The sequence below is a fragment of the Mycobacterium sp. genome (genome assembly GCF_049585075.1).
GTDB lineage: Bacteria > Actinomycetota > Actinomycetes > Mycobacteriales > Mycobacteriaceae > Mycobacterium.
The window spans coordinates 1-11,489 of record NZ_JBAUZA010000286.1 but is presented as its reverse complement, the minus strand read 5'-3'; the positions used below and the strand labels follow the sequence as shown (position 1 = coordinate 11,489).

8 protein-coding genes and 1 pseudogene are annotated in these 11,489 nt (G+C 67.0%); 5 read left to right on the top strand and 4 right to left on the bottom strand.

Features of this window, described 5'->3' with window-relative positions; translation table 11 throughout:
• Nucleotides 1-223 precede the first annotated feature (223 nt).
• Nucleotides 224-1,582 (bottom strand): acetyl-CoA C-acetyltransferase, encoded by a 1,359-nt coding sequence (locus tag WB785_RS14065; protein ID WP_424079946.1) that lies wholly within the window; start codon nt 1,580-1,582, stop codon nt 224-226.
• Nucleotides 1,583-1,716: 134 nt separating this feature from the next.
• Here WB785_RS14065 and WB785_RS14060 point away from each other — a divergent pair, with 134 nt between their 5' ends.
• The 3 genes and pseudogenes from WB785_RS14060 to WB785_RS14050 all read left to right on the top strand — a co-directional run bounded on the left by WB785_RS14060 (nt 1,717) and on the right by WB785_RS14050 (nt 4,038).
• Nucleotides 1,717-3,081 carry a 3-oxoacyl-ACP reductase gene (locus tag WB785_RS14060; RefSeq protein ID WP_424079945.1) on the top strand — a complete coding sequence of 455 codons (1,365 nt, stop codon included), beginning with the start codon at nt 1,717-1,719 and terminating at the stop codon, nt 3,079-3,081.
• Between the two features lie 2 nt (nt 3,082-3,083).
• Nucleotides 3,084-3,170, top strand: a pseudogene (locus WB785_RS14055) (hypothetical protein); the annotation flags it as partial.
• A 1-nt stretch (nt 3,171) separates the two neighbouring features.
• On the top strand, nt 3,172-4,038 hold the full coding sequence (locus WB785_RS14050; protein ID WP_424079947.1) for a MaoC/PaaZ C-terminal domain-containing protein: 867 nt from the start codon (nt 3,172-3,174) through the stop codon (nt 4,036-4,038).
• Here WB785_RS14050 and WB785_RS14045 read toward each other — a convergent pair.
• The 3 genes from WB785_RS14045 to WB785_RS14035 form a co-directional block, all read right to left on the bottom strand.
• The gene (locus tag WB785_RS14045) at nt 4,000-5,238 is read right to left on the bottom strand and encodes a chloride channel protein (protein WP_424079944.1); all 1,239 of its coding nucleotides are present in this window, start codon (nt 5,236-5,238) and stop codon (nt 4,000-4,002) included. The two genes, WB785_RS14050 and WB785_RS14045, sit on opposite strands and share 39 nt — an antisense overlap.
• A 226-nt stretch (nt 5,239-5,464) precedes the next feature.
• Entirely contained in the window at nt 5,465-6,097 is a 633-nt protein-coding gene (locus WB785_RS14040) for a TetR/AcrR family transcriptional regulator (protein ID WP_424079943.1), read from the bottom strand.
• Nucleotides 6,098-6,157: 60 nt separating this feature from the next.
• Nucleotides 6,158-7,312 carry a glycoside hydrolase family 3 N-terminal domain-containing protein gene (locus tag WB785_RS14035; protein WP_424079942.1) on the bottom strand — a complete coding sequence of 385 codons (1,155 nt, stop codon included), beginning with the start codon at nt 7,310-7,312 and terminating at the stop codon, nt 6,158-6,160.
• A gap of 93 nt (nt 7,313-7,405) precedes the next feature.
• On the opposite strand from WB785_RS14035, the gene WB785_RS14030 reads away from it, so the two are divergent.
• Both WB785_RS14030 and WB785_RS14025 read left to right on the top strand, forming a co-directional pair.
• Complete coding sequence (locus tag WB785_RS14030; RefSeq protein WP_067342410.1) at nt 7,406-7,579, top strand: DUF2613 domain-containing protein; 174 nt, start codon at nt 7,406-7,408, stop codon at nt 7,577-7,579.
• Nucleotides 7,580-7,589: 10 nt separating this feature from the next.
• Nucleotides 7,590-11,489: alpha-(1->3)-arabinofuranosyltransferase (locus WB785_RS14025; protein WP_424079941.1), on the top strand; the 3,900-nt coding region annotated here is incomplete at its 3' end.

The window sequence follows — 11,489 nt, the reverse complement described above, 5'->3', positions numbered from 1 at the left end:
GCACTGATACAAACCAAAAGAAGGGGCCGCCGCGGGATCCCCTCATTCCGCCGGCGGCCCCCCTACTCGACCCCAGACCGGTAACCCGCTGGAGGCCGATCAAGGATGCCCCGCGCTGCCATCGGGTCGGGGGGTCGGACGACAACACGGAGCTATCCAACCCATCGCATACCCGCAGGCTGCCGTTACCAAACGGCAGGAGGCACCGCGCCGGACCGGCGTATCAGACTTCCAGAATGGCGGCGACGCCTTGGCCACCGGCGGCGCAAATTGAGATCAGCCCGCGCATCGGCTTGCCTGACGCGCCTTGCTGCTTGGTCTTCGCCTCCGAGAGTTGCTTGGCCAACTGCGCCAGAATTCGCCCCCCGGTGGCGGCGAACGGGTGCCCGGCAGCCAGCGATGACCCGTTGACGTTGAGCTTGGATCGATCGATGGGGCCCAGCGCGGCGTCTAAGCCCAAGCGCTCCTTGCAGTACTCCTCGGACTCCCAGGCCTGCAGGTGCGCCAGCACCACCGAGGCGAACGCCTCGTGGATTTCGTAGAAGTCGAAATCCTGCAAACTGAGCCCGTTGCGGGCAAGCAAGCGTGGCACCGCGTACGTCGGCGCCATCAGCAGGCCGTCGGCGCCGTTGACGTAGTCCACAGCTGCCGTCTCGGCGTCGACGAAGTACGCCAACGGGGTCAGCGAGTGCTCGGCGGCCCAGTCCTCGCTGGCCAGCAATGCCACCGAAGCGCCGTCGGTCAGTGGTGTCGAGTTGCCGGCCGTCATGGTGGCGTCGCCTGCCTTGACCCCGAACACTGGCTTGAGTTTGGCCAGCTTGTCCACCGACGCGTCCGGCCGCAGGTTGTCGTCGCGGTACAGCCCCAAAAAAGGAGTGACCAGGTCGTCGAAGAATCCGCGATCGTAAGCGGCGGCCATGTTGTGGTGGCTGGCGACGGCCAGCTCGTCCTGGTCGACCCGCTTGATGCCCATCTGCTTGGCGGTGATGGCCTGATGCTCGCCCATCGACAGCCCGGTGCGCGGCTCGCTGTTCACCGGAATCTCCACTCCGAGGCTGGCCGGGAGCTTGCCAGCCAGTTTCAGCCGCTCGACGTTGGACTTCGACCGGCGCAGTCCCAGCAGGGTGCGACGCAGGTTGTCGCCCAAGCCGATCGGCGCGTCGGAGGTGGTGTCCACCCCGCCGGCGGCAGCGACGTCGTAGCGGCCGGCGGCGATGCCGTCGGCCGCGGCAATCGCGGCCTGCAGCCCGGTCCCACAGGCCTGCTGAATGTCGAATGCCGGCGTGTAGGACGACAGCGCCGATCCGAGCACACACTCGCGCATGAGGTTGAAGTCACGGCTGTGCTTGAGCACCGCGCCGCCGATGACTGCGCCCAGACGCTCACCCGCCAGACCGAACCGGTCGACCAGCCCACCCAAAGCGGCGGTGAACATGTCCTGGTTGGAAGCCTCGGCGTAGGCGCGATCCGAGCGCCCGAATGGGATTCGGTTGCCGCCGAGCACCGCGACGCGCCGCGTCGAGCGGGTGCCGTCGGTGTTGACCTTCGGCTGGGAACTTGCAGAAGAACTTTCAGAACTCACGCTTATCTCCGTCGGTGGGGGGTTATCCGCGATTAGTACCCAGTAGCCATACTACCTACTGTTCTTACTCTGGAGTAAGTTCGCTCTCGATACGGTAGTCGACAGATGACACGCCCGATACGGAAGGCAACGCAGTGGCCCCCAAGGTTTCACCCGATCTATTCTCCCAAGTCGTCAACTCCGGGCCCGGCTCGTTCGTCGCCAAGCAACTCGGCATACCGCAGCCCGAGCCACTACGGCGCTACCGGGTCGGCGACGAGCCGCTGGCCGGATCGCTGCTGATCGGTGGGGAGGGCCGGGTAGTCGAGCCGCTGCGCGCGGCGCTGGACAAGGACTACGACGTGGTGGGCGCCAACCTCGGCGGCCGCTGGGCCGATTCGTTCGCCGGGCTGGTGTTCGACGCCACCGGCATCACGACGCCGGCCAAGCTCAAGGCGCTGCACGAGTTCTTCACTCCGCTGCTGCGCAACGTCGGCGCCAACGGTCGCGTCGTCGTCGTCGGAACCACTCCCGACCAAGCCGGCAGTTCCGATGAGCGGATCGCGCAACGGGCGCTGGAGGGCTTCACCCGCTCCCTGGGCAAGGAGCTGCGCCGCGGCGCTACCGTCGCGCTGGTTTATCTATCACCCGACGCCAAACCGGCCGCGACGGGCGCGGAGTCGACCCTGAGGTTCATTCTGTCGGCGAAGTCGGCCTACGTGGACGGGCAGGTGTTCTACGTCGGCGCGGCTGATTCCACTCCGCCGGCCGACTGGGACCGGCCGCTGGACGGCAAGGTGGGCATCGTGACCGGCGCCGCCCGGGGCATCGGCGCAACGATCGCTGAGGTGTTCGCCCGAGACGGCGCTCACGTCGTTGCGATCGATGTAGAGGCCGCCGCGGAGGCGCTGGCCGAGACGGCTACCCGCGTCAGCGGAACGGCCCTGACCCTCGACGTCACCGCAGACGATGCAGTCGACCGGATCAGCGAGCATCTGCGTGAGCATCACAACGGCCGGGCCGACATCCTGGTCAACAACGCCGGTATCACCCGCGACAAGCTGCTGGCCAACATGGACGACGGACGTTGGGACGCCGTTCTCGCCGTCAACTTGCTTGCGCCACAACGACTTACCGAAGGGCTGGTCGGCAATGGCACGATCGGCGACGGCGGTCGGGTGATCGGGCTCTCGTCTATGGCAGGTATCGCGGGCAACCGCGGGCAGACCAACTACGCCACCACCAAGGCGGGCATGATCGGGCTCACCCAGGCGCTGGCACCCGAACTCGCTGAAAAGGGCATCACGATCAATGCCGTCGCGCCGGGATTCATCGAAACCCAGATGACCGCGGCGATCCCGCTGGCCACTCGCGAGGTCGGCCGTCGAATGAACTCGCTGTATCAGGGCGGGCAGCCGGTGGACGTCGCCGAAACCATCGCCTACTTCGCCAGCCCTGCATCAAACGCATTGACGGGTAACGTCATTCGTGTGTGCGGCCAGGCGATGTTGGGAGCGTGACTCGCGCCGGCGACGATGCAGTGGGGGTACCCCCAGCCGCGCAGCGGCGAGGGGGACGAAGCGATGAGGAGGAGCGGCGCCATGACTAAGGTGACACAACCGAGCGGGCTGAAAAATCTGCTGCGCGCGGCGGCTGGTGCTTTGCCATTCGTGCCGCGCAGCGACCATCTGCCCAGCAGAACGCTGACGGTCAACGAGGTGCCGATCGACCGTGGGAACGTAGCCGATTACGCGGCGGTCACCGGACTGCGATACGGCGACGCCGTGCCGTTGACCTACCCCTTCGCGTTGACCTTTCCGACGATGATGTCACTGGTGACTGGGTTCGACTTCCCTTTCGCTGCAATGGGATCGGTCCATACCGAAAACCACATCACGCAATACCGGCCGATCAAGGTGACCGACACGGTCAATATCGCGGTACACGCCGAGAACCTGCGTGAACATCGCAAAGGGCTGCTGGTGGATTTGGTGACCGATGTCAGCGTCGGCAACGACGTCGCGTGGCACCAGGTCACGACCTTCCTGCATCAGCAACGCACCAGCTTGTCCGACGAAGCCAAGCCGGCGCCGCAGAAACAGCCCAAACCGCCGCCGCCGAAAGCCATTCTGCGGATAACGCCGGGACAGATTCGCCGCTACGCGGCCATCGGTGGCGACCACAACCCAATCCACACCAACCCCATCGGGGCCAAGCTGTTCGGCTTCCCGACCGTGATTGCGCACGGAATGTTCAGCGCTGCAGCCGTATTGGCGAATCTAGAGGCCGGGCTTCCCGACGCTGTGACGTATTCGGTGCGATTCGGCAAACCGCTCGTGCTGCCGGCCAGTGCCGGGCTGTACGTCGATCAGGTCGAGGACGGCTGGGATATCAGCTTGCGTAACGTCGCCAAAGGATATCCGCATCTAACCGGCACGCTACGAACGCACTGGGTCGGGAACTCGGTCGAGAAGTAGCCGAATTCCGTACGCACACAGCGCGGTGGCCAGGAAGACCAGCAGCAGCCACAGCGGAGGCCGGGCAAGTTCCCAGACGAAAATCGCAGCCCAAAACGGCGTCCGTTGAGTGATCGCTAGCACGCCTGCTGCGCCGGCCAAAGACATTACCTGAACATGAAAGTGGGTTCCTGCCGCTGCATTGATGGTTAGCACAAACAGCGTCCCGGCCGCCGCGCCGGTAGCCAGCGCCGGAGTCAGCATCCCGCCCGTCGCGCCGGCGCGCAGAAACACCGCCGTCAGAAGGGGTTTCAGGGCGAAAACTGCCGCAGCCGTGGTCAGGGTCATCCCGCTGGCGAGGCTTGCGCTCAGGATCGATTTGCCGTTACCGGGCAGCTCGTGCCACCAGTTAGAGCAAATACCGATCAGCAACCCTGCGCCGGCGATCGCGGGGATCAACAGCCAGGATCGGGTCACCGCGGCCCGATCTGCCGCCGCCATCAGGTGATTGAATGCCAGGCCCACCACCAGGGTGAGCGGCCCTAACACCAATGCGTAACCGATCAGCCGGTAGGACAACTGCGGATGGGGCCAGGTCAGGATCGGTTGGTTGTGGGTCACCAACGAAGCGACCGCGACAGCCAGGCTCGAGGTGATCAACGCGGCACCCAGCGCGCGCGGATTCCAGCTTCGGAGCACGATGCGCGCGGTGAACAGCGCACCACCCACCGGCACCGCATACACCGCACCGAGTCCTGCCCCGGCCGCGCACGCCAGCAGAATCTCACGGTCGGATGCCGAGAGTCGTTTCAGCCATCGCATACCGAAATCGCCGAGGGCCGCGGCGAATTGGCGCGGCGCTCCTTCCCGTCCCAATGATGCGCCGGAGCCGACCAGCAGCACCTGCAGTGCGGCGTCGATACCGAAGGGCCCCAGGCTTATCCGCTTACGTTTGGCGATGGCCTCAGACAGTGGCGGGACAACGGTTTTGGATCGCAGCACCCACCAGCCGAACCCCGCCAGCGCTCCGCCGACCATCGGACCCACAGCTCGACGAACGGGACTGCTGCCAGTGACTCCCTCCAGCAGCGTTCCGAATGCGTAGTGGTAGGTCAGATGTTCAACGAACCGCAACATCACCGTCGTCGCCACGCCGGCGATGCCGGCCAGCAGCCCGACAATCACAACCCCGCAGAGGAATTCAATGTTGCGGCGAGCCACAGGATGAATGTATGTCACCGCGAATGTCGATGTGGCCTGGCTGGCCCTGGCCGTCGACGTCGGGTGGCCGGCATCTGTCCGTCGGTGGAAGTCCCAGCGACGACGCCGCCAGGGCGGCGGCCACCGCGGCAGACGCGGGCGTGGACTACAGCGCGCCGCCCTGCATCGCGCCCGACGGGACGCGTACTGGACGCCCGACAGCGACCCTGCTGAGGCGGTCAGTCGGTCAGCTGGAGCCCCCGGCGGCGACTTCCGCCGCATCCCGCTCGGATGGCACGCCCTTGAGCCCGCGCCAGAACAGGTTGATCATCAGTGCGGCCGCCTCATCGACGTCGGTGTCGCCCGTGCTGAGCCGGGTCGCGATCGCCTCACCGGCACCCACTAACGCCACCGCCATCATCTCGAAGTCGGCGTCCGGCGCGGGATTACGGGTGCCCGCCTGCAGCAGCCGGGCCACCATGGAGATGATCCGCTCGCGTCCCTCGCGCACGGTGTGAGCGAATGCCTGCGAGCTGGTGGCCTGGGTGTACATCACGATCCAGGACGCGCGATTGGCATCGATGTACCGCATGAACGCCACGATGGTGTTGCGCAACAGATCCTTCGGGCTCTGCTCGAGATCGATTTCTTCACGCACGCCGTCGATGAATCGCGTCATCTCCCGGTCAAGGCAAGCGCCGAACAGCTCCTCTTTGGACCCGTAATACAGGTAGAGCATCGGCTTGGAAATCTCGGCCTTGGCCGCGATCGCGTCCATCGACGTCTCGTGATAGCCGTTGACAGAGAACATTTGAACAGCGGCGTCCAGCATCTGCTGTTCGCGCACAGCACGGGGTAACCGCTTGGTACCACCTGCCATGCTGCGCCCTTCTGAAAGTGCCTTACTCCAGGGTAAGCAATGACGAGGGCTTACGCGGCGCTACGGCCCGCATTGCGGTTTCGTTCCCTTGAACTTCGCCACCCGCGATACCGAGGCATCGACGGCAGGCATCGTCAACTCCCCTGCGGCCAATGCCTTCTCCAGGCGATCCAGCACGGCGGGCACCTCGTCGGTGGTCACCCACAGCGCAATGTCAGTGCCGGCCTCCAAGGACCGCAGCGCCGCTTCCGGCACGCCGTAGTGCTGGTTGATCGCGGCCATACTGGACAGGTCGTCGCTGAATACCGGGCCGTCGAAGGCCGGGCCCTGATAACCGGTCCCGGTGCGCAACAACTGGATGGCGGCCTTGCTGAGACTGGCGGGTTGATCGCCGGTGAGGCCCGGCACCTGCAGGTGCCCGATCATGACGCCGACCGGCGCCGCGGACACCAGGGTCCGGTAGGGCACCAGATCGTTGTTCTGCAACTGGTCGAGCGGCGGCGTCGTCACCCCGCCAGTGTGCGAGTCGCCAGATCCGTGGCCGTGCCCGGGAAAGTGCTTGAGCACCGGCAGCAGCCCGGCATCACGTAGGCCTCGCGCGTAGGCGCCGGCGTACACGGTGACCACGGCCGGGTCCGAGCTGAACGACCGGTCGCCGATCACGGTGTCGTCGGCGGCGTCGGTGACGTCGACAACCGGAGCGAAATCGATGGTGATGCCCAGGCCACGCATACGGTGACCGCGGTCCAGCGCGATGCCGTAGACCTCGTCGGCGGTGTGGGTGTGGGCCAGCACCCGCGCCGACGGCGCCGGCCCGATCAGCGACGAGAGCCGCGCCACCCGGCCACCCTCCTCATCAACGCTGATCGCCACCGGCAACGCCGTGCTTGCGGACAGGTTCTTCACCGAGCCGTTGGTCAGCATCGACAGGTCGGTCCAGCTCCCGATGAAAATGCCCCCGACATGGTGGTCGTCCACGACGGCTTTGGCGTCGTCGCCGTTGCGAACCCCGACCATCAACAACTGGGCCAACTTGTCGCGGGTGGACATTGCCGCCAGGATCGCCGCAGGATCGCCGCAGGCGGGCCGGGCCGCGGGGATCGGCCGGCCAGCGGTCGTGGCCGGTGCCGTCTTGGGTCGTTCGGAGCTGTGGCCGCACCCCACCAGCAGCGCCAAAACCGTGCCAAGCACACCAAGAACGCGCGGGAAAGCCATCCGCCCATGCTGTCATGGCATCGATCCGCGGCGACGCCACCCCGCTTGTCGGCCCGACGGCTCCACCGGCCGCCTCTGCTAGGTTTGGCGACTATGAACCGGTTCGTTGCGCCCGCTGCCGCCAGCGTCGTGGTCGGTCTGTTGCTCGGCGCGGCCGCGATATTCGGGATCACGCTGATGGTTCAACAGGACACCAAGCCACCACTTCCCGGCGGCGACCCGCAGTCGTCGGTGCTCAACCGGGTTGAGTACGGCAACCGCAGCTAGTACGGCGACAATGCGGGCCGAGCCAGGGCCCGTCGAAGTCACGTCGTTGTCGCGACGCTGGTTGTGGCTCGTCGCGGCGGTCGCGCTGGCGTTGAGCTTCGCCCAGTCGCCCGGGCAGATCTCCCCCGACACCAAGCTCGACCTGACCGCCAACCCGCTGCGGTTTTTGGCCCGGGCGACCAATTTGTGGAACAGCGAATTGCCGTTCGGGCAGGCGCAAAACCAGGCCTACGGCTACTTGTTTCCCCACGGAACCTTCTTCCTGGCCGGGCATCTGCTGGGGCTGCCCGGCTGGATGACCCAGCGGTTGTGGTGGGCGCTGCTGCTGGTCGTCGGCTTCTGGGGGTTGCTTCGGGTCGCTGAGGCGCTGGGTATCGGCAGCCCGACGTCACGGGTGATCGCCGCGGCGGCGTTCGCACTTTCCCCTCGGGTGCTGACCACGTTGGGATCGATCTCGTCGGAAACGTTGCCGATCATGCTCGCGCCGTGGGTGTTGCTGCCGACGATCCTGGCGCTGCGCGGCGAGGCCAATCGATCGGTGCGCCAGCTCGCCGGGCAGGCCGGGGTGGCGGTCGCGCTGATGGGAGCGGTCAACGCGATCGCGACGCTGGCCGGCTGCCTGCCCGCGGTGATTTGGTGGGCCTGCCATCGGCCCAACCGCCGATGGTGGCGCTACACCGGGTGGTGGCTGCTGGCCCTGGTGTTGGCCATGTCGTGGTGGCTGGTGGCGCTGATCTTGATGGCCCGGATCAGCCCGCCGTTTCTGGATTTCATCGAATCGTCGGGGGTGACCACGCAGTGGTCGTCACTGGTCGAAGTGCTGCGCGGTACCGACAGTTGGACTCCGTTCGTGGCGCCGGACGCGACGGCGGGCGCATCGTTGGTGACCGGATCGGTCGCGATCGTGGCCACCTGCCTGGTGGCAGCGGCCGGGCTGGCCGGGCTGGTGATGCGGGATTTGCCGGCGCGCGGGCGGCTGGTGACGATGCTGCTGGTCGGAGTGGTGCTGCTGGCCGCCGGATACAGCGGCGGGCTCGGCTCACCGCTGGCTCATCACGTGCAAGCCTTCCTGGACGCCGGCGGCGCGCCGCTGCGCAATGTGCACAAGCTGGAGTCGGTGATCCGTATCCCGATAGTTTTGGGTCTGGCGCAGGTGCTGGGCCCCATCCCACTACCGGCGAGCGCCCCGAAAGCCGTGTGGATCCACGCGTTCGCTCACCCGGAGCGGGACAAGCGGGTCGCGGCCGCGATCGTGATCCTGACCGCGCTGATGGCCGGGACCTCGCTGGCGTGGACCGGTCGGATCACCCCGCCCGGAACGTTCACCGCACTACCGCGGTATTGGCATGAGGCCGCCGACTGGCTCTCCGCGCACAACACCGGTTCACCGATCGCGGGCCGCGTGCTGGTGGTTCCCGGCGCGCCGTTCGCCACCCAGGTGTGGGGCACCAGCCACGACGAACCTCTGCAGGTGCTTGGCGACAGCCCGTGGGGGGTGCGTGACTCCATCCCGTTGACCCCGGCGCAAACCATCCGGGCGCTGGATTCGGTGCAACGCCTATTCGCGGCTGGCAGATCCTCTGCGGGCTTGGCCGATACGCTTGCCCGCCAAGGCATCTCGTATGTCGTCGTGCGCAACGATCTGGACCCCGACACCTCGCGCTCGGCACGCCCGATTCTGGTGCACCGCGCCATCGCGGGCTCGCCGCGGCTGGCCAAAGTCGCCCAGTTCGGCGCGCCGGTCGGGCCCGGCCCGGTGTCGGGCTTCGTCACAGACAGCGGATTGCGACCGCGGTATCCGGCAGTGGAGATCTACCGAGTCGCCACTGGTGGGGGCGAACACGGTGGCCCCTACCTGGCCGGCACCGATCAGCTGGCCCGCGTCGATGGCGGGCCGGAAGTGCTGCTGCGCCTTGACGAACGCCGAAGGCTATCCGGTCAGCCGCCATTGGGCCCGGCGCTGATGACCGCGGACGCTCGACGCGCCGGTCTGCCGATGTCGGGACAAGCCGGGGTCACTGTCACCGATACGCCGGTGGCCCGGGAGACCGACTATGGCCGCGTCGACGACCACTCGTCGGCGATCGGCGCCGTCGGCGATGCGCGGCGCACATTCAACCGGGTGCCCGACTACCCGACTCCGGGCGCTGAGACCGTCTACGGCTCCTGGACCGGCGGCCGGCTTACGGTATCGAGTTCGTCGTCGGATGCCACGGCGCTGCCCGACGTCGCCCCGGCGACCTCGCCCGCCGCCGCGATTGACGGCGATTCGGCGACTGCGTGGGTGTCCAACGGGCTGCAGTCCGCCGTCGGCCAATGGCTGCAAGTGGATTTCGACCATCCGGTGACCAACAGCGTCATCACGATCACACCCAGCGCGACAGCAGTCGGCGCCCAGGTCCGCCGCATCGAAGTCGCCACCGCCACCGGCACCACGACGCTGCGGTACGACGAGGCCGGCAAACCGCTTACCGCGGCGCTGCCCTACGGCGAAACCCCCTGGGTGCGAATCACCGCGATCGGCACCGACGACGGTTCGGCGGGAGTGCAGTTCGCGATCACCGACTTGTCGATCACCCAGTACGACGCCTCGGGGTTCGCGCACCCGGTCGATCTGCGACACACCGTGTTGGTTCCGGGTCCCCCGCCGGATACCGCTGTCGCGCGGTGGGACTTGGGCTCGGAGTTTCTCGGTAGGGCCGGCTGCGCTGAGGGCCCGACGGCTGTGCAGTGCGCGGCCTCAATGGCGCTGGTGCCCGAGACACCGGTCACATTCAGTCGCACACTGACTGTGCCCCAACCGATTTCGGTGCTGCCAACGTTGTGGGTGCGCGCGCGGCCGAGCCCCAAACTGGCCGACTTGATCGGCGAGCCCGACACCGTCCGGGCCCGCGGTGACGCCGATCTGGTCGACGTTCTGGGCTCTGCTTATGCCGCCACTGACGGTGATCCAGCCACTTCGTGGACCGCACCGCAGCGGGTCGTGCAGCACAAGACGCCCGCCACGCTGACCCTCAGCTTGCCCAGGCCAACGGAAGTGACCGGGCTACGACTGGTCCCAAGCCGGTCGTCAGTTCCAGCGCATCCGACCATGGTCGCCGTGGATCTCGGGGACGGCCCGCAGGTCCGCGAGCTGACCGGGCCGGAAACCTTGCCGCTGAAATCTCGCGTCACCGACACCGTCACGCTCAGCCTGCTCGACTGGGACGATGTGATCGACCGCACCGCGCTGGGCTTCGATCAGCTCAAACCGCCTGGGCTGGCTGAGATTTCGGTGCTTGGCGCCGACGGCAGACCAATCGGCGCCGCCAACGCCGTCCGCAATCGTGCTCGTGAGGTCACCGTCGATTGCGCTCATGGGCCGGTCATCGCGATCGCCGGCCGGTTTGTGCACACCGCGATCCGGACCACAGTGGGCGCGCTGCTGGACGGCGCGCCGGTAGCCGCCGAGGTATGCGACCGGGACCCGATCCTGCTGCCGACCGGTCAGCAGGAGCTATTGATCAGTCCCGGCCCGCAATTCGTCGTCGACGGCGCGCAAATGTCTTCTCCGCGCGCAGCCGAATCACCCTCCGCCACAGCCATATCCGTGACACCTGCCGCCACCGGGTCGTGGGGTCCGGCCCGTCGTGAGGTGCATCTACCGGCGGCGACGACGTCGCGGGTGCTGGTGGTGCCGGAAAGCATCAATCCCGGTTGGGTCGCCCACACCGGCGCCGGGACTCGGCTGACGCCGGTGGCCGTCAACGGCTGGCAGCAGGGCTGGGTGGTGCCGGCGGGAACGTCGGGCACCATCACGCTGACCTTTGCGCCTAACGCGCTGTATCGCGCCGGCCTGGCCGTTGGGTTGGTGCTGCTGCCGCTGTTGGCCGTGATGACGTGGTGGCCCACGCGACGTCGGCGAAGCGCC